21 protein-coding genes are annotated in these 18,185 nt (G+C 74.7%); 9 read left to right on the top strand and 12 right to left on the bottom strand.

The genetic code is table 11. The features are described from left to right. Complete coding sequence (folP, locus tag ACPC54_RS14105) at positions 1-813, bottom strand: dihydropteroate synthase (protein ID WP_498964943.1); 813 nt, start codon at positions 811-813, stop codon at positions 1-3. A gap of 195 nt (positions 814-1,008) precedes the next feature. Here folP and ACPC54_RS14100 point away from each other — a divergent pair, with 195 nt between their 5' ends. Continuing rightward, a complete protein-coding gene (locus ACPC54_RS14100) occupies positions 1,009-1,443 on the top strand; it encodes a DivIVA domain-containing protein (protein WP_498964707.1) in 435 nt (144 codons plus the stop codon). Then, a complete protein-coding gene (locus ACPC54_RS14095; protein ID WP_498964705.1) occupies positions 1,440-2,033 on the top strand; it encodes a DNA-3-methyladenine glycosylase I in 594 nt (197 codons plus the stop codon). Before ACPC54_RS14100 ends, ACPC54_RS14095 begins: the two co-directional genes overlap by 4 nt. A gap of 44 nt (positions 2,034-2,077) precedes the next feature. On the opposite strand, the gene ACPC54_RS14090 is transcribed toward ACPC54_RS14095, so the two are convergent. Continuing rightward, positions 2,078-2,878, bottom strand: coding sequence for an enoyl-CoA hydratase-related protein (locus ACPC54_RS14090; RefSeq protein WP_498964703.1), 801 nt, complete (start codon positions 2,876-2,878; stop codon positions 2,078-2,080). Between the two features lie 311 nt (positions 2,879-3,189). Here ACPC54_RS14090 and ACPC54_RS14085 point away from each other — a divergent pair, with 311 nt between their 5' ends. Next, positions 3,190-3,357, top strand: coding sequence for a DUF3117 domain-containing protein (locus ACPC54_RS14085; RefSeq protein ID WP_363652766.1), 168 nt, complete (start codon positions 3,190-3,192; stop codon positions 3,355-3,357). A gap of 96 nt (positions 3,358-3,453) precedes the next feature. Here the strand turns inward: ACPC54_RS14085 and ACPC54_RS14080 are convergent, their stop codons facing one another. Next, a complete protein-coding gene (locus tag ACPC54_RS14080; protein WP_498964941.1) occupies positions 3,454-4,086 on the bottom strand; it encodes an O-methyltransferase in 633 nt (210 codons plus the stop codon). 288 nt (positions 4,087-4,374) lie between these two features. On the opposite strand from ACPC54_RS14080, the gene sigE reads away from it, so the two are divergent. The 4 genes from sigE to ACPC54_RS14060 all read left to right on the top strand — a co-directional run bounded on the left by sigE (position 4,375) and on the right by ACPC54_RS14060 (position 7,590). Beyond that, a complete protein-coding gene (sigE, locus tag ACPC54_RS14075; RefSeq protein ID WP_498964939.1) occupies positions 4,375-5,103 on the top strand; it encodes an RNA polymerase sigma factor SigE in 729 nt (242 codons plus the stop codon). Next, a complete protein-coding gene (locus ACPC54_RS14070) occupies positions 5,100-6,119 on the top strand; it encodes a zf-HC2 domain-containing protein (protein ID WP_498964701.1) in 1,020 nt (339 codons plus the stop codon). Before sigE ends, ACPC54_RS14070 begins: the two co-directional genes overlap by 4 nt. A gap of 117 nt (positions 6,120-6,236) precedes the next feature. After that, positions 6,237-6,674 (top strand): sec-independent translocase, encoded by a 438-nt coding sequence (locus tag ACPC54_RS14065; RefSeq protein WP_498964699.1) that lies wholly within the window; start codon positions 6,237-6,239, stop codon positions 6,672-6,674. A gap of 238 nt (positions 6,675-6,912) precedes the next feature. Beyond that, entirely contained in the window at positions 6,913-7,590 is a 678-nt protein-coding gene (locus ACPC54_RS14060) for a hypothetical protein (RefSeq protein WP_498964697.1), read from the top strand. Between the two features lie 63 nt (positions 7,591-7,653). On the opposite strand, the gene ACPC54_RS14055 is transcribed toward ACPC54_RS14060, so the two are convergent. The 4 genes from ACPC54_RS14055 to ACPC54_RS14040 form a co-directional block, all read right to left on the bottom strand. Beyond that, positions 7,654-8,814, bottom strand: a complete 1,161-nt coding sequence (locus ACPC54_RS14055; protein WP_498964695.1) for an Mrp/NBP35 family ATP-binding protein — start codon at positions 8,812-8,814, stop codon at positions 7,654-7,656. A gap of 56 nt (positions 8,815-8,870) precedes the next feature. Then, entirely contained in the window at positions 8,871-9,419 is a 549-nt protein-coding gene (locus ACPC54_RS14050) for a DUF1003 domain-containing protein (protein ID WP_498964937.1), read from the bottom strand. A 76-nt stretch (positions 9,420-9,495) separates the two neighbouring features. Next, on the bottom strand, positions 9,496-10,803 hold the full coding sequence (locus ACPC54_RS14045) for a magnesium transporter MgtE N-terminal domain-containing protein (protein ID WP_498964693.1): 1,308 nt from the start codon (positions 10,801-10,803) through the stop codon (positions 9,496-9,498). A 121-nt stretch (positions 10,804-10,924) separates the two neighbouring features. Further along, entirely contained in the window at positions 10,925-11,464 is a 540-nt protein-coding gene (locus ACPC54_RS14040) for a hypothetical protein (protein ID WP_498964691.1), read from the bottom strand. Positions 11,465-11,585: 121 nt separating this feature from the next. On the opposite strand from ACPC54_RS14040, the gene ACPC54_RS14035 reads away from it, so the two are divergent. Then, the gene (locus ACPC54_RS14035; protein ID WP_498964689.1) at positions 11,586-12,527 is read left to right on the top strand and encodes a DMT family transporter; all 942 of its coding nucleotides are present in this window, start codon (positions 11,586-11,588) and stop codon (positions 12,525-12,527) included. An 8-nt stretch (positions 12,528-12,535) separates the two neighbouring features. On the opposite strand, the gene corA is transcribed toward ACPC54_RS14035, so the two are convergent. Continuing rightward, positions 12,536-13,657: a magnesium/cobalt transporter CorA gene (gene corA, locus ACPC54_RS14030; RefSeq protein ID WP_498964687.1), complete on the bottom strand. Its 1,122-nt coding sequence runs from the start codon at positions 13,655-13,657 to the stop codon at positions 12,536-12,538. Between the two features lie 445 nt (positions 13,658-14,102). Between corA and ACPC54_RS14025 the strand changes: the two genes are divergently transcribed. Further along, entirely contained in the window at positions 14,103-14,750 is a 648-nt protein-coding gene (locus tag ACPC54_RS14025) for a suppressor of fused domain protein (protein WP_498964685.1), read from the top strand. Positions 14,751-14,835: 85 nt separating this feature from the next. Here ACPC54_RS14025 and ACPC54_RS14020 read toward each other — a convergent pair whose 3' ends face one another. From ACPC54_RS14020 to ACPC54_RS14005, 4 genes are all read right to left on the bottom strand, one after another. Beyond that, entirely contained in the window at positions 14,836-15,711 is an 876-nt protein-coding gene (locus ACPC54_RS14020) for a PHP domain-containing protein (RefSeq protein WP_498964683.1), read from the bottom strand. Between the two features lie 76 nt (positions 15,712-15,787). Continuing rightward, entirely contained in the window at positions 15,788-16,426 is a 639-nt protein-coding gene (locus ACPC54_RS14015; protein WP_078860533.1) for a DUF6758 family protein, read from the bottom strand. 307 nt (positions 16,427-16,733) lie between these two features. After that, positions 16,734-16,892 (bottom strand): DUF8834 family protein, encoded by a 159-nt coding sequence (locus ACPC54_RS14010; RefSeq protein WP_498964682.1) that lies wholly within the window; start codon positions 16,890-16,892, stop codon positions 16,734-16,736. Positions 16,893-17,260: 368 nt separating this feature from the next. Continuing rightward, entirely contained in the window at positions 17,261-18,142 is an 882-nt protein-coding gene (locus tag ACPC54_RS14005; protein WP_498964680.1) for an alpha/beta hydrolase, read from the bottom strand. Positions 18,143-18,185 lie beyond the last annotated feature (43 nt).

Here is an 18,185-nt window from a genome sequence, read left to right as displayed (position 1 = left end):
TCAGGCGAGCCCCCGGCGGGCGACCGCCGGGGGGCGGGTGCCCCGGATCGAGGCGACCATGTCCAGCACCTGGCGGGTCTCCGCGACCTGGTGCACCCGGTACACCTGCGCGCCCAGCCAGGCCGAGACCGCCGTGGTGGCCAGCGTGCCGAGCAGCCGCTCGTTCACCGGCCGGTCCAGGGTCTCGCCGACGAAGTCCTTGTTGGAGAGCGAGACCAGCACCGGGAAGCCGGTGGCGGTCATCTCCGGCAGCCGCCGGGTGGCCTCCAGCGAGTGCCGGGTGTTCTTCCCGAAGTCGTGCCCCGGGTCGATGACCACCGCGTCGCGCCGCACGCCGAGCTCCACCGCCCGCTCGGCCAGCCCGACCGTCACCCGCAGGATGTCCGCCATCACGTCCTCGTACCCGGCCCGGTGCGGGCGGGTGCGCGGCTCGGCGCCGCCCGCGTGGGTGCACACCAGGCCGACGTCGTGCCGGGCGGCGACCTCGGCGAGCTTCGGGTCCACCCCGCCCCAGGCGTCGTTCAGCAGGTCCGCGCCCACCTCGCAGACCGCCTCGCCGACCTCGTGCCGCCAGGTGTCCACGCTGATCACCGCCTCGGGGTGGCGCTTGCGCAGCTCCGCCACGAACGGCACGGTGCGCCGCAGCTCCTCCTCGACCGTCACCTCGTCGCCCGGCCCGGCCTTGACCCCGCCGATGTCCAGGATCGCGGCGCCCTCGGCCATCGCCCGGTCGGCGGCGGCGAACGCGGCCTCGTCGGCGAAGGTGGCGCCCTTGTCGAAGAACGAGTCCGGAGTCCGGTTGACGATCGCCATGATCACCAGCTCGTCGTCACCGAATTCGCGCGGTCCCAGGCGCAGTGCCACCGATGTCTCCTCCACAGCTGCTGCGGGTGCGATGATGGCCCCCGGCCTCACTGGGAACCATGCTGTCATGATCGGTTCGATCCCGGGCACCACTCCGCCCGGGCCCCGCGAAGAGGGCCGACCGGGAGTTCGGGAGGAAAGCTCGTGTTCTGGGTGATCGTGGTCGCCATGGCCGTGGTGGTCGGCGGCGCCGCGCTGGTGGCGCTCGGCGGGGGCGGCTCGATGCCGGAGGCGGTGCCCGACCGCATCGCCGCGCGGCTGCCGCAGGACCGTCCGCTGGGCAAGACGGACGTCGACGAACTGCGCCTGCCGATGGCCCTGCGCGGCTACCGGATGGACGAGGTGGACGACGTGCTCGACCGCCTCGGCGCCGAACTCGCCTACCGCGACGCGCGGATCGCCGAACTGGAGGCCGCCGCCCACGTGCGCGGCACCGTCGAGGCGACCGGCCACCCGGACACCCTCGCCGACCCGCTGCCGGGCCTGGAGGCGTTCGCGAAGGTCGTCGAGCCCGCCGTCGCCCTCACCAAGGCGCCCGCGGACGGGATCGAGGACGCCGAGCCGGCGGCCGACCAGTGAGCGCGCCCGCCGACGGCGCGGTGCTCGGCGCGGACGGCCTGCGCCGCTGCGGCTGGGGCGAGTCGACCGACGACTACCGGGTCTACCACGACACCGAGTGGGGCCGGCCGGTGCACGGCGACGACGCGCTGTTCGAGCGGGTCAGCCTGGAGGCCTTCCAGTCCGGCCTGTCCTGGCTGACCATCCTGCGCCGGCGCGAGGGCTTCCGGGCCGCGTTCGCCGGCTTCGAGATCGCCCGGGTCGCCGAGTTCGGCGAGGCCGACCGGGAGCGGCTGCTCGCCGACGCCGGCATCATCCGCAACCGGGCCAAGATCGAGGCGACGATCGCCAACGCGAAGGTCGCCCGCGAGCTGGACGGCGGGCTGGACGCCCTGATCTGGGGCTTCGCCCCGGCCCCGGACCGGCCGGCCCCCCGCACGCTCGGCGAGGTGCCGGCCGTCACGCCCGAGTCGACGGCGCTGGCGAAGGCACTGAAGAAGGCCGGCTTCCGGTTCGTCGGCCCGACCACCGCCTACGCCCTGATGCAGGCCTGCGGGCTGGTCGACGACCACCTGGCGGACTGCCACGTCCGCGGCGGCCGGAAGGCGTAGGAAGGCCTGGGAGGGCCTGGGAGGGCCCGGGAAGGCCAACGGCGCTAGCGCCCGAGGTACTTCGGCTTCTCCTTGGCGATGAAGGCGCGGACCGCGATCCGGTGGTCCTCGCTGTCCCCGGCCAGCGTCTGCAACTCGTCCTCCTTGTCGAGGAGTTCGTCCAGCGAGTGGGAGGCGCCGTAGGCCAGCGACTCCTTGATGGCGCCGTACGCGACGGTCGGGCCCTCGGCCAGCTCGCGGGCGAACACCCGGGCGGTGGCGGCGAGTTCCTCGGCCGCGACCACCTTGGTGGCCAGGCCCAGCTCCATCGCCTCGGCGGCCTTGACCGTCCGCGGCAGCATCAGCAGCTCGGTGGCCTTCGCGTGCCCGACCAGCCGCGGCAGCGTCCACGACGCGCCGGAGTCGGCGGTCAGGCCGATCCCGGCGAAGGCGGTGTTGAAGCCCGCCCGGTCGGACAGGATCCGGAAGTCGCAGGCGAAGGCGAGGGAGGCGCCCGCCCCGGCCGCCACGCCGCCGACCGCCGCCACGGTCGGCTTGCGCATCCCGGCCAGCGCCCGCACCAGCGGGTTGTAGTGCTCGGCGACGGTGCGCAGCGCGCCCTCGCCGGTCTCCTCGGCCCGCTTCAGCAGCGTCAGGTGCTCGTTCAGGTCCTGCCCGACGCAGAAGGCGCGCTCGCCCGCCCCGGTCAGCAGCACCGCCCGCACGGCCGGGTCGGCGGCCGCCTCGGCCATGGTGTCGCGCAGCGCGACCTTGGTCGCGACGTCCAGGGCGTTCATCGCCTCCGGACGGTTGATGGTGACGACGGCGAGGCCGCCGTCCAGCTCGTACAGCACGGAATCGGACATGGGCGAGGGCTCCCTCGGGCGAGAACGGCGCGTGAGCCGCGATGATCGGTCGGGAGCCAGGATGCCGGAGCGCGGGGCCGCATGGGGAGTGTGAGGTATCGCACCTTCCGGTGGTGCCCGAACCGCCGCCACGCCGGGGCTTATGACGCGAATTGCGATGGTTGGGACCGGTCCGGCCATGGATGCACCGAGAGTGATGTTGGTCATCAGGCCGTGGCATGCGGGATAATGGCTTCCGATCAATGCGTTCGATACCGGCGGTGGACGGACTGCCGGTGCGTAGCTGAGCGGTTGCAGGAAGGGGAACGAGCATGGCGGCCATGAAGCCGCGGACGGGTGACGGCCCGCTCGAAGTCACCAAAGAGGGGCGGGGCATCATCATGCGCGTTCCGCTCGAAGGCGGCGGACGCCTCGTGGTGGAGCTCACGCCTGACGAGGCCGAGGCCCTGGGCGATGCCCTGAAGAAGGTCACCGGCTGACCGCAGCGGGTGCTCGCCGTCTCCTGGAGACGTACCGCCGGGCCCGGGCACGACGTCACGTCGGCCCGGGCCCGCGCGTTCTCCGCGGAGGGCCCGTCAGCGCTTGACGGCGCAGAGCAGCCCGTCCGAGACCGGCAGCAGCGCGGGCAGCAGCGCGTCGCTCTCCCGCACCGCCTGCACGAGGTCGCGCACGGCGCCGGTCTGCGGGTCCTGCAGGTCCGGCTCGGCGAGCCGGCCCTCCTGGAAGACGCCCTCGAAGCAGACCATCCCGCCAGGCCGCAGCAGCCGCAGCGCCTCCAGCAGGTACTCCCGCGACTCGGCCGGATCGCCGTCGCAGAACACCAGGTCGTACTGGCCGTCCGCGAGCCGCGGCAGCACCTCCAGCGCCCGGCCCGGTATGAACCGCGAGCGGTTGGCCGCGAACCCGGCTGCCTGGTACGCCTCGCGCGCCAGCTGCTGGCGCACCGGCTCCGAGTCGACCGTGGTCAGCACGCCGTCCGGCCGCATCCCGCGCAGCAGGTAGACCCCGGAGACGCCCGTCCCGGTGCCGATCTCGGCCACCGCCTTGGCGTCGAGCGCGGCGGCCAGCAGCCGCAGGCACGCCCCGCCGCTCGGCCCGATCGCCCTTATCCCGGTCCGCGCGGACTGCGCCCGGGCGTAGGTCAGCACCGCGTCCTCGCCCACGTAGGTGTCGGCGAGGGCCGCGCGCGCGGGCCCGAACTCGCTGATGGCTGCCTCTTTCGGAGCCCCGGGTGGCGGCCCGGTGCCGGGGGATGTCGATATTTCCTGCCACAGATTACTGGCCGGACGGGAACCGCGTACGGCGGCGGGCCGTTGTCAGTGCGGACCGGGTGCGGGAGACCCCCCGGACACTTTTATCCGGGCTTGACGGGTGAGGTGGATATGGTGGTGGCCCTGCTGGGCAGAAGAGCCGACCGAGGAGGTGTGGCCGAGGGCGACGTCCCCGTGCGGCGGCACTCCCGCGGCACCTCGTCGGCCCGTACGCCGAAGCCCGTGATGAACCAGCCCGCGCACTCCCCCCTGGACCAGCCCGTCACCGCCGAGACGCCGGCCGCCGGTATCACCGCGGTCCCCGCCCTCGCCGGCTTCGCCGAGGGCCCCGACGCGCAGGGCTGGACTCCGCCCACCTGGGAGGAGATCGTCGAGGCGCACAGCGCCCGCGTCTACCGCCTCGCCTACCGTCTGACGGGCAACCAGCACGACGCCGAGGACCTCACGCAGGAGGTCTTCGTCCGGGTCTTCCGCTCGCTGTCCACCTACACCCCCGGCACGTTCGAGGGCTGGCTGCACCGGATCACCACCAACCTGTTCCTGGACATGGTCCGCCGCCGCCAGCGCATCCGCTTCGACGCGCTCGGCGAGGACGCGGCCGAGCGGCTGGCCTCACGCGAGCCCAGCCCGGCCCAGCACTTCAGCGACACCCACTTCGACGCCGACGTGCAGCAGGCCCTGGACACCCTCGCCCCGGAGTTCCGCGCCGCCGTGGTGCTCTGCGACATCGAGGGCCTGTCCTACGAGGAGATCGCCGCCACGCTGGGCGTCAAGCTCGGCACCGTCCGCAGCCGCATCCACCGCGGCCGCTCGCACCTGCGCGCCGCGCTCAAGCACCGCGCCCCCGGCCAGGCCCCCGGCCGTGAGCGCCGCGGCGGCTCGGAGGAGCCCGAGCCGGTGGCGGTCGGTGCCGTCGAGGCCGCGCCGAGCGGGCGCGGACGGAGGCGATCGTGAGCGCATCCGGCCGGTCCGGGCCGGACCAGTCGGACGCGTCCGGCCGGTCCGCCGGGAGGCGGGGCTGGGCCCTGCCGGGCCGTCGTGGCGGCGAGGACCAGGGCGAACCCGCACCGCCCGCCCTCGCGCTGCCCGCCGAGACCGCGCTGCGCCCCGTCCCGGTGCGCCCGACCGAGCCCCCCGCCGAGGAGCACCACCTCGGGGAGCGGCTGTCGGCCTTCGTGGACGGCGAACTCGGGCACGACTCGCGCGATCGCGTCCAGGCCCACCTGGCGACCTGCCCGCAGTGCCTGGCCGAGGCCGACGAGGGCCGCGCCGTCAAGCACCTGCTGACCCGCACCGGCACGCCCGGCCCGTCCGCCGCGCTGATGGCCCGGCTGATGGCCGTCGCCGAGCTGCCCGAGGACGGCCCGGCGGGCGTCGACCGGCCGACCGGCCGGGGCCGCCGCGACGATGACGACGACCTCCCCGGTGGCGGGGTCGCCGCCACCGGGACGCTCGGCGGCAGCCGGCTCACCGGCGGCTCGTTCGGCCGCGGCGCCGGCTCCTCCTTCGGCGCGGGCGCCCTCGGCGCCGACAGCCCCGTCCCCGGGGTCGACCCGCGGGCCTTCGGGCGCGGCGGCTCGGTGCTGCGGCCGTTGATCGGCCGGCGCTCCGACCGTCCGGAGCCGGCCGGCCGCCCGGACACCGCCGTCCGGCCGCGCGCGGCCGCCCCGGCCGTCCGCACCCCGGCGCCGCGCGGGCGCCGTCTGGTCTTCGCCGCCGCGGGCGCCTTCTCGGTCGCCGCGGTGACGCTCGGCGGCGTCGGCGGGCTCAGCCTGCAGGGCGAGGAGCCGGCCGGCACCTCGGTCAGCCCGGTGGACCGGGGCGGCCGCGGCGGGCTCGTCCCGATGAACGCCCAGGTGCCGGTGGACTTCCCGGCCCGCCCGGTCGCCGCCACCCGCGAGGCGGCCGCGCCGCCGACCCCGGAGCGCTTCCCGGGCGGCCTGGCCGCCCTGCGCCAGCAGATCCGGTAACGCTGGACGATCCGGCCACCGGCTGGTCTTTACCACGGCTTCATCGCCGCGATGGTCGGGGACCCGCCGGTGGCCATTACGCTGTAGGGACGTCGTCCGATTCGCTAGGGAGCCTGGGTGTTCACCGATGTTGGCGGGCTGAAGCTCCTGACCCTCGCCGTGCTGGCGATCATCATCTTCGGCCCGGACAAGCTGCCCAAGCTGATCCAGGACACCATGGGCTTCATCCGCAAGGTCCGCTCCTTCGCCGACAACGCGAAGGAGGACATCCGCAGCGAGCTGGGCCCGGAGTTCAAGGACTTCGAGTTCGAGGACCTCCACCCCAAGACCTTCGTCCGCAAGCAGCTCATGGGCGACGGCGAGGACCCGCTGGGCCTCAAGGGGATGAAGGACACCATCGACATCCGCTCCGTCCTGGACGACAAGCCCGCGGCGCCGGTGAACGGCCGGGCCGGCGGCGTGAGTTTCGACAAGAGCGCCGCCGCGACCGTCGCGTCGACCGGCGCGCCGCTGCAGCCCGGCGAGCGCCCGCCGTTCGACCCCGACGCCACCTGAGCCCCGACGCCGCCCGAGCCCCGGCTCCGCCCCGTCCGCGACACGCGAACCGCCCCGCCCGGCCGCCCGGCTGAGCGGGGCGGCGGCACGTCCGGGGCTATTGTGCTGATTGCTCCCGCCGAGCCGTCCGTCACAGTCCGCCCGCAGCGGGCCCGGAAGGGCCCCCGGGGGCGCCGCGGTACGCCACCATGGGAGCGCGGCAGCGGCAAGGCACACGTGCGGTCGAGGAGGCCCGGGGATGGACGCGACGAGTCAGGCGGGAGGGGCGACGGCCACGGCCGGCGCTCCGGTGGTCGGCGGGCAGGCCGGGCCGGCGGACCCGCTGATGCCCTACCTGTCCGCCGACTTCCCCTGGTACGGCCTGGACGACGGCTGGACCGGCCGCCGCTACCTGATGCAGGCCGGCGCCGGCGGCCCGCGCGCCGGAGCGGCCGGCAGCGTCGACTTCGGCTCGCTCGGCCACGGCGAGGAGCCGGCCCGGCAGTACGAGCCGCGCGACCTGCGCCGGTTCGCCGTGGTGGTCACCATGGCCCGCCGGGAGAGCCGCCGCAGCGCCGACAACACCGGCACGCTGGAGGCGACGTCCGCCTCCTCCGCCGCCTGGCTGGCCGGCTCCGGCCTGCTCGGCGCCACCTGGCCGGGGCAGCTGGACCGGGCGCTGCGCCAGGACTGGATGGACCAGCAGAGCGCCCTCGCCTGGGACCTCGCCGACGACCTGGACGGCCCCGGCTGGTCCACCCTCAGCCTGCCGGTCAACGGCCTGCCGCAGCCGTTCCGCTACCGCGAGTCCGAGTACGGCTGGGTGCTGGCCGGGGAGGCCCCCGGCGTCCTGCTCGGGGCGTACGGGCGCGGCGTCAGCGCCTACGGCGCGGGCTTCGCCACCGTCCCCGACCTGGCCGCCTACACCCGGCCGTAGAACCGGGCGGGTACGACGGGGGCCCGGGCGGTCGCACCGCCCGGGCCCCTCGTCACACCTCGATCAGAACTTGTTCTTCGGCGTCAGTCCGAGGGACAGCCCCGACAGCCCGCGCTGGCGGCCGCCGAGCTTGCCGGCCACGGCGCGCAGGGCGGCACCGGCCGGGGAGTCGGGCGCGGCGAGCACGACCGGGCGGCCGTCGTCGCCGCCCTCGCGCAGCCGCACGTCGATCGGGATCGAGCCCAGCACCGGGACGGTCGCGCCGACCGTGCGGGTGAGCGCGTCCGCGACGGTCTGGCCGCCGCCGGTGCCGAAGACGTCGATCATCTCGTCGCAGTGCGGGCACGGCATGCCCGACATGTTCTCGATCACGCCGACGATCTTCTGGTGGGTCTGCACCGCGATGGTGCCGGCCCGCTCGGCCACCTCGGCGGCGGCCATCTGCGGGGTGGTGACGATCAGGATCTCGGCGTTCGGGACGAGCTGCGCCACCGAGATCGCGATGTCGCCGGTGCCGGGCGGCAGGTCCAGCAGCAGCACGTCCAGGTCGCCCCAGTACACGTCGGCCAGGAACTGCTGCAGCGCGCGGTGCAGCATCGGGCCGCGCCAGACGACCGGGGCGTTGCCCGGGGTGAACATGCCGATCGAGATGACCTTCACGCCGTTCGCCTGCGGCGGCATGATCATGTCCTGGACCTGGGTGGGCCGGCCCTCGACGCCCAGCATGCGCGGCACGCTGTGGCCGTAGATATCGGCGTCCACCACGGCGACCTTCAGGCCGTCCGCGGCCATCGCGGCCGCCAGGTTGACCGTCACCGAGGACTTGCCGACGCCGCCCTTGCCGGAGGCCACCGCGTAGACGCGGGTCAGCGTGCCCGGCTTGGCGAACGGGATCTCCCGCTCGGGGGCGCCGCCGCGCAGCAGCTGGGACAGCTCCTTGCGCTGCTCGTCGCTCATCACGTCGAGTTCGACCTCGACGCCGGTCACACCGGCGACCCTGCCGACCGCCTCGGTCACCCGGGTGACGATGGTCTCGCGCATCGGACAGCCGGAGACGGTCAGGTAGACCGCGACGCGCACCGCGCCGTCCCCGCCGATCTCGACCGATTTCACCATCCCGATCTCGGTGATCGGGCGGTTGATCTCCGGATCGTTGACGGTCGCGAGTGCCTCGCGCACGGACTCCTCCGTGACGCCGGCCGCGACCTCTGTCTCGTTGGCCATGCCTTGATGGTACGGCTCCGGGCGAACTCGTTAACCGGCCGGTAGCGTGCCGCCGGTCACAACGCCTCGGGGGCGCCCCGCCGTTCGTCGATCTCCTTGAGCAGCGACTGCAGTTCGGAGCGGACGAAGTCGCGGGTTGCGACCTCGCCGAGCCCGTGCCGCAGCGCGGCGACCTCGCGGGTCAGGTACTCGGTGTCGGCGATGCTGCGGTCGCTGCGGGCCCGGTCCTGCTCCATGTTGACCCGGTCCCGGTTGTCCTGCCGGTTCTGCGCCAGGAGGATCAGCGGAGCCGCGTAGGAGGCCTGCAGGGACAACGCCAGGGTCAGGAAGATGAACGGGTACTCGTCGAAGCGCACACCGGCCGGCAGCAGGGTGTTCCACCCTATCCAGACCACGACGAACACCGTCATCCAGACGATGAACCGCCCGGTGCCCAGGAAGCGGGCGATCCGCTCGGACAGGACGCCGAACGCCTCCGGGTCGTAGGTGGGCAGCGAGATCAGGCCGGGCCGCGCGGTCCGCGGCTGGTCCAGCCGGGCCCGGCTGGACCCGGTGATCGGGGCGGTCTCCACCCGCCGCTCCCGGGCGCCCTCGCGGGTGCGCAGTTCGCGCAGCTGGCGCAGCGAGCGCAGTTCGCCCTGCAGCCGCCGGCGCGCGGATTCGTCCGGCCGTCCGTTGCGGTCACCGTCCACCGGTCACCCCTTCCGAGTCGTCGTGGTGGGCGTCGTGCGCGGCGTCGTGCGAGTGCAGCGCGGCGTCGCGCCAGTCCTCCGGCAGCAGGTGGTCCAGGACGTCGTCGACGGTCACCGCGCCGAGCAGGTGGTCCGCGTCGTCGACCACCGGCGCGGCGACCAGGTTGTAGGTCGCCAGGTAGCTGGTGATCAGCGGCAGCGGGGTGTCCGGCGGCAGCGGGTCCAGGTCGTCGTCGACCAGCGAGCCGACCAGCACGTACGGCGGCTCGCGCAGCAGCCGCTGGAAGTGCACGGTGCCCAGGTAGCGGCCGGTCGGGGTCTCGTTCGGCGGCCGGCAGACGAACACCTGGGCGGCCAGCGCGGGCTTGTGGTCGCGCACCCGGACGCGGGCCAGCGCCTCGGCGACCGTCGCGTCCGGCTCCAGCACGATCGGCTCGGTGGTCATCAGACCGCCGGCCGTGTCCTCCTCGTACGACAGCAGGCGGCGCACCGGCGCGGCCTCGTCCGGCTCCATCAGCTGGAGCAGCCGCTCCGCCTCGTCGCCGGGCAGCTCGGAGAGCAGGTCCGCGGCGTCGTCCGGGTCCATCGCCTCCAGGACGTCGGCGGCGCGCTCGTCCTTCAGCTTGCCGATGATCTCGACCTGGTCGTCCTCGGGCAGCTCCTCCAGGACGTCGGCCAGCCGCTCGTCGTCCAGCGCGGCGGCGACCTCGGCCCGGCGCTTGGCGGACAGGTGGTGCATCACCCCGGCCAGGTCGGCGGGGCGCAGCTGCTCGAAGGTGGCGAGCAGGTTGGCGGCGCCCTGGTCCTGCTCGGGCAGCGCGAAGCCGGTGACGTCCTGCCAGTCCAGGGTCAGCCGCTCGCCCTTGCCCTTGCGCAGCCGGCCGGCCCGGCCGACCTGCACGAAGACCTTGCTGATCTCCCACTCGCGCAGCCGGGTCTGCACCATGCCGACGTCCAGCACGGTGACGGCCTCACCGGTCTTGGACCAGGTGACGGTGCGGTCCAGCAGTTCGGCGAGCACCAGGGTCTCGGACGGGCGCTGCTCGAAGCGGCGCAGGTTGATCACGCCGGTGGTCAGCACCTGGCCGGACTCCAGGCTGGTCACCCGGGTCATCGGCAGGAAGATCCGGCGCCGGCCGACCACCTCGACCACCAGGCCCAGTACGCGCGGCGGACGACCGCCCAACCGCAGCGAGACGACCACGTCCCGGACCCGGCCGACCTGGTCCCCGTTGGGGTCGAAGACCGCGAGGGCGGACAGATGGGAGATGAAGACCCGGGTGCCTGGCCCTGCCATGAACTCCCTCAACTCGCTCGACGCCGTGACGAAGGGTGCGCCGAGCACACCCGCGGCCAAGGCTACCCACCTGTCGGGTACCCGGCACGGTAGCGGTCTGAGAAGTCCTCGGCGTGAACCTTTAGCGGCGCTTGAACAGGAGTTTGGGCAGGCCGGCCGGGATCGGGCGGCGGGTGGTGGCCGGCGTGGGCATCGGCACGGCCGCGTGCGAGCCGTCCGGCATCGCGCCCGGGCGCTCGCCCAGCGCCCCGACCGGCTCCAGCCGCAGCACCCGGCACTCGCGGGCCCAGCGCTCGGTGATCGCGTCGGTGTCCGGCGCGTTCAGCCGCTTGCCCTTCAGCTCCTCGACGGCGCCCAGCCAGGCCTCGCTGTTCGGCGCCAGCTCGGACACCCGGGCGCTCCAGCCGGTCAGCCGGCCGCCCTTGTCCTTGCTGCGCACGGTGACCTCGGCCCCGCGGCCCGCGGCCAGGCCGTGCAGCGGCTGCTCGCCGCCCCCGCCGACCACCACGACCGCGCCGTCGTGCCAGGCGTGCCACAGCGCGCGGGACTGGCCCTCGCCGTCCGCGCGGACCCACAGCAGGCCGGACTTCTTCGCGGCCTCTTCCAGCAGGGCCTGGTCGAGGAAGTCGTCGGCGGTCGCGGCGGCGGGCGTACGGTCCATGGCCGACAGCGTACGGCCTCCGGTCCCGGCTCCGGTCTCACTCGGTGAGAGACAGTTCCATCGGCGCGCCACGGGCCTTACGGTATGACCGCCCCGACCCCGTGACCAGCGAAGGAGCGCCGTGCCCGCCGCCCGGCCCGCGACCGCCCCCGCGACCGCCCCCGCAACCGACGCCACCGCCGCCGCGCGACCGGCGCACCCGCTGCCCACCGTCGACCTGCTGCTGCTCGCCGTCTCCATCGCCGGCATCTCCTTCTCCGGCCCGCTGATCTCCGCCACCGCCGCGCCCGCGCTGGCGATCGCCCTGTGGCGCAACGTCATGTCGGTCGGCGTCCTCGGCCCGTACGCGCTGCTGCGCCACCGCGCCGAACTGCGCGGCATCGGCCGCCGGGCCCTGCTGCTGGCGGTCGCCGCCGGGGCGCTGCTGGCCGTGCACTTCGCGCTCTGGATGCCCAGCCTGCGGATGACCTCGGTCGCCTCGGCCACCGCGCTGGTCACCACCACCCCGCTGTGGACGATCCTGCTGATGCGGCTGTTCGGCGTCCGGGCGCCGCGGATGGTCTGGCTCGGCACCGCCGTCTCGTTCGGCGGCGTTCTGGTGCTGACCGGCGTCGACCTCTCGCTCTCCCCGCGCGCCCTGCTCGGCGACGCGCTCGCCCTCGCCGCCGGCCTGGCCGCGGCCGGGTACATGCTGCTCGGCGCCGAGGTCCGCAAGACCGTCAGTACCACCGCGTACACCCTGGTCTGCTACGCCACCACGTCGGTCGGCCTGCTGGCGATCTGCCTGGCCACCGGGACGCGGCTGTCCGGCTGGCCGGCCGGGGCGTGGTGGCAGATCGTGCTGCTGATGGTCGTCGCCCAGCTGCTCGGCCACTCGCTCAGCAACCGGGTGGTGCGCAGCCTCGGCCCGTCGATCACCTCCACCGCGATCCTGCTGGAGACCCCGGGCGCGGCGGCGATCGCCGCGCTCTGGCTCGGCCAGTGGCCGCCGGCGGCCGCCGTCCCGGCGGTGCTGCTGATCCTGCTCGGCCTGGTCCTGGTGGTCCGCGGCGGGCGGCGCTGAGGCTGGCTCTAGAGCCAGCCGTTGCGGCGGAAGCCCCGGTACATCCCGACGCAGATCAGCGCGACCCCGCCGAGCACCATCGGGTAGCCCCACGGCTGGTGCAGCTCCGGCATGTAGTCGAAGTTCATCCCGTACACGCCGGTGATCATGGTGGGCACCGCGAAGATCGCCGCCCACGCGGTGATCTTGCGCATGTCCTCGTTCTGCGCCACCGAGACCTGCGCCAGGTTCGCCTGGAGCAGCGAGTTCAGCAGCTCGTCGAAGCCGTGCACCTGCTCGGTGACCCGCGCCAGGTGGTCCGCGACGTCCCGGAAGTACTTCTGGATGTCCGGGCCGACCAGGCCCTGCTGCGGCTCGGACAGCTGCTGCATCGGGCGCAGCAGCGGCACCACGGCGCGCTTGAACTCCAGCACCTCGCGCTTGAGTTGGTAGACCCGGCCGACGTCGGCGCTGCGTGCGCCCTTGGCCGAGAACACGCCGTACTCGATCTCGTCCACGTCGTTCTGCAGCCGCTCGGCGACCAGCAGGTAGTTGTCCACCACGTGGTCGGCGATCGCGTGCAGCACCGCGGACGGGCCCTTGGCGAGCAGCCCGGCCTCGTCCGCGTCCGCCTCCAGCCGGTGCCGCAGCTCCTGCAGCGAGCCGTGCCCGCCGTGCCGGACGGTGATCACGAAGTCCCGTCCGGCGAAGACCATCAGCTCGCCGGTCTCCACCACCTCGCTGGTGGGCGTGAGTTGGTCGTGCTCGACGTAGCGGATGGTCTTGAAGACGGCGAACAGGACGTCGTCGTAGCGCTCCACCTTGGGCCGCTGGTGCGCGTGCACCGCGTCCTCCACCGCGAGCGGGTGCAGGCCGAACCGCTGGGCGATGCCCTCGAACTCCTCGCCGGTCGGCTCGTGCAGCCCGATCCAGCTGAACGAGCCGGTGTCGTCCGGGAGTTGGTGCGCGGCGCGGACCCGGCGGGCGGCCTCGCGCGGGCTGCAGCTCTCGCCGCTGCGCCGGCCGTGCTGGTAGACCGCGCAGTCGACGACCGCCGAGCCGGCGCCCTCGGGGAGGGCGTCGTACGAACCGGCCGCGGGGCGGCGGCGGTGGGGGCGGACGGCGGCACGCAGGCTGTTGATCATCGACAAGGCAGGCTCCCTGGGGCAGGGGCCGTCGCACGGCGACGCAAAGGGGCGGGACCGTGACGCGACGGCGAGGAACACCGGTGACGGGGGGACGAAGGTGCTCTCCCGGCCGGTTCGTTCGCCGCCCGCGGGCCCTGGGCTACCGAGACCGTTGCGGTCGGTTCAGCCCGTGGGGCGAGGGGTTCGGGGAAGGCGCGGCCGGGCAGAGCTGCCGGTACTGCATGGTCGGCCGGTATCCACCGCAACCACCTCCTTCGCGCCGCCGCCCCGGGGCGAGGTATCGCATCCCGGTGGCCAGTCGCTCACCCTAACATCCGACCGGACACCGCCGCCCCGGGGATTTGCGCGCCCCGACCCGGCCCCGACCCGGACCGCGGCGGGCGGATCGGCGCGGACGGGTACCGGCCCGCCCTCGGCGCCGACCCGCGCGCGGGTTACGCTCACCGGCATGGCGCACGAATTCCCGCTCTTCGGCGATTCCCACGGCCCCCACGGCGACTCCCCGGAACTCTCCCGGGAGGCGGTGCTGGCCGCCGTCGAGGCCCGGCTGATCGCCACCTTCGGCGAGCCGGGCGGCCGCGCCGCCGTCACCTTCCTCGGCGCCGACCGGATCGAGGTGCTGCGCTTCGGCCCGGACGCCGACGGCCTGGTCCGCTACACCACCCTCGGGATGTCCGCCGCGCCGATGGCCGACCCGACCTCCCCGGTCGTCGACCAGGTGCGCGGCCCGCGCGTCGAACTGGTGCTGACGGTGCGCGGCGGCCGCGACGACGTGCTGCGCAGCCTGGCCACCTTCGCCGCGACCCCGCAGGTCGAGGGCCTGGTGCTGGCCCCCGGCGGCTCGCTGGACCTCGGCGCCCCGCTCTGGGAGGGCGCGCCCTTCACCTCGGTGCTGGCCGCCGAGCCGGGCGGCCTGGTCGAGGACCTGGAACTGGCCGAGCCCGCCGAGCCGGTGCGCTTCCTGCCGCTGCTGCCGATGACCCCCAACGAGGCCGGCTGGAAGCGGGTGCACGGCGCGGCCGCGCTCCAGGAGCGCTGGCTGAACCAGGGCACCGACCTGCGCGACCCGAACCGCCGGGGCGTCAAGCTCGACTGACGGGCCGCCGGGCGCCGGCCGGTCTCCGGGCCGGGCGCGCGGGCCCGTCCGCACGCCCGCACCGCGCCTGCGCACCCCGGCGTGCTCAGCGCTCGATCGCCACGGCGTCGATGACCTGCGCGCCGGTCGCCTGCGCCAGCAGCGCCCGGTACACCTCCGGGTCGGTGGTGTGCTCGCCGAGCCGGACGGTCTTGCGGTGGCCGTGGTAGTCGCTGGAGCCGGTGACCAGCAGCCCGAGGTCGCCGGCCAGGCCGCGCAGCCGCAGCCGGGTCTCCTCGTCGTGGTCGGTGTGGTCGACCTCCAGGCCGGCCAGCCCGGCCGCCGCCAGGTCGGCGATCACCCCGTCCGACACCGTCCGGCCGCGCTTGACCGCGCCCGGGTGGGCGAAGACCGGCACCCCGCCGGCCGCCCGGACCAGCCGGACCGCCTCGACCGGGTCGGTCTCGTGCTTGCGGACGTCCGCCCGGCCGCCGTTGGCCAGCCACCGCGGGGTGAAGGCGTCCGAGACGGTGGCCACCACGCCGGCCTCGACCAGCGCGCTCGCGATGTGCGGCCGCCCGACCGAGCCGTCGCCCGCGATCCGCCGCACCTGCTCCCAGCTGATGTCCGCGCCCAGCTCGCGGCAGCGCTCGACGATCGCGCGCCCGCGACGGAACCGGTCGGTGCGCACCAGCTCCCGCTCGGCCGCGAAGGCGGGCTCCGCCGGGTCGAACAGGTACGCCAGCAGGTGCATGCTGATGCCGTCCACCACGCAGGACAGCTCGGCGCCAGGGACGACGGTCAGCCGGGTGCCGTCCGGCAGCGCGCGCACCGCCTCGGCGGCGCCGGCGTGCCCGGCCACGGTGTCGTGGTCGGTCAGCGCGACGACGTCGAGGCCCGCGGCGACCGCCGCCGCGACCAGCTCGGCCGGGGTGTCGGTGCCGTCGGAGGCGTTGCTGTGGGCGTGCAGGTCGATGCGCACGGGGCGGGCTCCTGGGGGACTCGGGGGTGCCGCGGTGCCGCCCAGGATAGGTCGTCCGGTCGAACGGGGGAGGGGGTCAGCCCAGCAGCCGGGGGGAGAGCGCCCCGCAGGGCAGCAGGCCCAGCTCGGCGCCGGCCTCGCGCAGGTCGGTGAGCACCAGTTCGTCGTACATCACCAGGGCGGACTGCTCGGGCCAGGCGATCGCCCACAGCCACAGCCCGCGGGCCTCGCCGACGAACACCGCGCGGTCGGCCGGGGCGTCCGCGACGTGGAACATCGGGGTGGGCCGCCCGGCCGCCATCAGCTTGGCGTCGGCCGGCTTGTAGAGGCCGACCGAGTCGCCCGGGTCCGGCCCCGGGAGCCCGGCGTAGCGGGCGCCGAGCCCGACCCCCAGCTCCTCGGCGACGAGCACCAGCTCGCCGAAGCCGCCCAGCGGCGCCGGTCCGGAGCAGGCCACGGCGGTGGCCCGGGCCCCTGACACGTCGTCCCCGGCGTGCGCGATGCCGGTGTAGAGCCAGCCGACCGGGAGCGGCCAGGGCAGCCAGACGGGGACCTGCGAGCGGGCCACGGCGACGCCGAGGGCCTCCACGCTCGGGGGCAGCACCGGCTGCATCGGGTGCACGGCTCCGTGCCGGTCGCACTGCCAGGTGTCTGAGAACAGACCGGGGGCGCGGACCCGACCGGCGCACCTCGGGCAGCTTGGCTCGCCCCTCATAGCCGACAACGCTCCTCCCTCCGGACCGCCGCGTCAAGGACGATCACCCGTACGGAGGGCGCGGCGGCACCTGTCGGTGGCGGACGCCCGGCCGGTGCCGGGTGGGCGCGGCGCGAGCGGTTCCCGTTGGGGAATGTCCCGTCGCGGACGGCGGCAAACGTCCGGGCCCGCGGGGCCGGACGCACTGACGCCCCGTCATCGGCGATCTCGGTGACGGGGCGTCAGCCCGGTATCGGAACGTCCGGATCGGACGATCCCGGCTCTTCGGCGGCGGGTGTGACCTCGCGGTCGGGGGCGCCGCGCCGGGTCAGACGGTCGGGCACGGGCGGATGAGCAGGCGCTCGCCGGTGCTGGCGGCGGCCTGGACGAGCTCGCGGACGGTGTCGGCGTCGGCGATCAGGCGGTCGGTGGCGGAGCCGTCTGTGTCGTCCAGGCGGACGATCTCGAAGCGCATGGCCTTGGTCATGGGCGTCTCCTTCTCTGCCCCGGTCGGGCGGGGCGTCGGCGGCTGAGTTGCTGTCAGCCCTTTCGGGATCCTGCGGGTCCGGCGGAACTGCCGGACCGGGCGGGTCGTGCGTGCGGCGGTCTGCTGCGGCAAGGGCTCCCCCTGGGCTTGCCTGGTGCGTCTGCTGCCTCGTGAACCACGGTGACGTGGCGGTGCTACCGGGCCGTTGCCCGTCCGTGAAGTCCAGGTTTCGGCTGATCGGCACCTGTGTGAGGGCCGGCGATGATTCCCGGACAGAATCAAAGATTACCGTAACTAACGACTTTTGTCGCGTGCAGATAACGGTCGACTGTGAAAAGTGGTTCAGACCACTACGGGTGGGGCGGGGATCAGCCCCAGAACGCGGCGAGCGCCGCGGCGGTCTCGGCCGGGAACTCGGCGGCGGGGGAGTGGCCGGCGTCCTCGACCACCACCCGGCGGGCACCCAGCCGCTCGGCCATCCGGCTCTGCTCCGGCACCGGCCACGCGTAGTCCCGCACCCCGGACAGCACCAGCACCGGCAGCACCCCGGCGGTGGCCGCGGCCAGCTCGTCCACCCGGTCCGGCGCGGCCACCAGGTGGGCGCCGGTGACGCTCAGCGCGGTCGGCACGCTCGCCAGCCAGCGGCGGTGCAGGAACCGCGCGACGTCCGGCTCCAGCACCGGCGCCGGCTGCCCGCTCCGCGTCTCCAGCTGCCGCATCACCTGCCAGATCTCCTCCAGGCCCATCACCGGGAGCGCGTCCAGCAGCAGCTTGGTGCGGGCCGCCTCGGCCGGGTCGATCGCGCCCGGGCCGGTCGACATCAGGGTCAGCGAGCGCCACGGCAGCGGGCCGCGCGCGGCGGCCGCGAGCACCGCCTCCCGGACGACCTGCCCGCCGAAGGAGTGCCCCAGCAGGTGCACCGGGCCGTCGCCCCGCGCCGCCACCGCCGCGGTCAGCGCCCGGACGTCCGCGCCCAGCTCGGCGACGCCGTACGCGGCCGGATCGTCCGGCCCACCGGTCTCGTACTGCCCGCGCTGGTCGACGGCGGTCACCCGGTACCCGGCCGCCGCCAGCGGCTCCAGCAGCGCGATGAAGTCCTCCTTGCTGCCGGTGAACCCGGGCACCAGCAGCGCCGACCCGCGCACCGGCCCGTCCGGCTCCGCCCGCAGCGCCGCGAAGGCCCCGCGCGCGGTGGCGACCCGCTCGGCCCGCGCACACCCCGGCAGGGTCAGGAACGGCGGCGTACTCACGGCTGCCTCCCGACGACGACCCCGCACCACGTGCTCACGAGCT

Origin of the sequence: Kitasatospora sp. NPDC094028 (assembly GCF_049543595.1) — a bacterium.
In the GTDB taxonomy this organism is placed as follows: Bacteria; Actinomycetota; Actinomycetes; order Streptomycetales; family Streptomycetaceae; genus Kitasatospora.
The sequence above is the reverse complement of the archived record's forward strand: the minus strand, read 5'-3'. Positions and strand labels throughout refer to the sequence as shown.

What these genes read in the sequence shown, in the direction of transcription:
- ACPC54_RS14055 (WP_498964695.1), bottom strand. Translation starts at nt 8,814, where the DNA reads ATGGCCAACGAGACAGAGGTCGCGGCCGGCGTCACGGAGGAGTCCGTG.
- sigE (WP_498964939.1), top strand. Translation starts at nt 4,375, where the DNA reads ATGAACCAGCCCGCGCACTCCCCCCTGGACCAGCCCGTCACCGCCGAG.
- ACPC54_RS14010 (WP_498964682.1), bottom strand. Translation starts at nt 16,892, where the DNA reads ATGACCAAGGCCATGCGCTTCGAGATCGTCCGCCTGGACGACACAGAC.
- ACPC54_RS14040 (WP_498964691.1), bottom strand. Translation starts at nt 11,464, where the DNA reads ATGGACCGTACGCCCGCCGCCGCGACCGCCGACGACTTCCTCGACCAG.
- ACPC54_RS14060 (WP_498964697.1), top strand. Translation starts at nt 6,913, where the DNA reads ATGGACGCGACGAGTCAGGCGGGAGGGGCGACGGCCACGGCCGGCGCT.
- ACPC54_RS14085 (WP_363652766.1), top strand. Translation starts at nt 3,190, where the DNA reads ATGGCGGCCATGAAGCCGCGGACGGGTGACGGCCCGCTCGAAGTCACC.
- ACPC54_RS14015 (WP_078860533.1), bottom strand. Translation starts at nt 16,426, where the DNA reads ATGAGGGGCGAGCCAAGCTGCCCGAGGTGCGCCGGTCGGGTCCGCGCC.
- ACPC54_RS14025 (WP_498964685.1), top strand. Translation starts at nt 14,103, where the DNA reads ATGGCGCACGAATTCCCGCTCTTCGGCGATTCCCACGGCCCCCACGGC.
- ACPC54_RS14090 (WP_498964703.1), bottom strand. Translation starts at nt 2,878, where the DNA reads ATGTCCGATTCCGTGCTGTACGAGCTGGACGGCGGCCTCGCCGTCGTC.
- ACPC54_RS14045 (WP_498964693.1), bottom strand. Translation starts at nt 10,803, where the DNA reads ATGGCAGGGCCAGGCACCCGGGTCTTCATCTCCCATCTGTCCGCCCTC.
- folP (WP_498964943.1), bottom strand. Translation starts at nt 813, where the DNA reads ATGGCGATCGTCAACCGGACTCCGGACTCGTTCTTCGACAAGGGCGCC.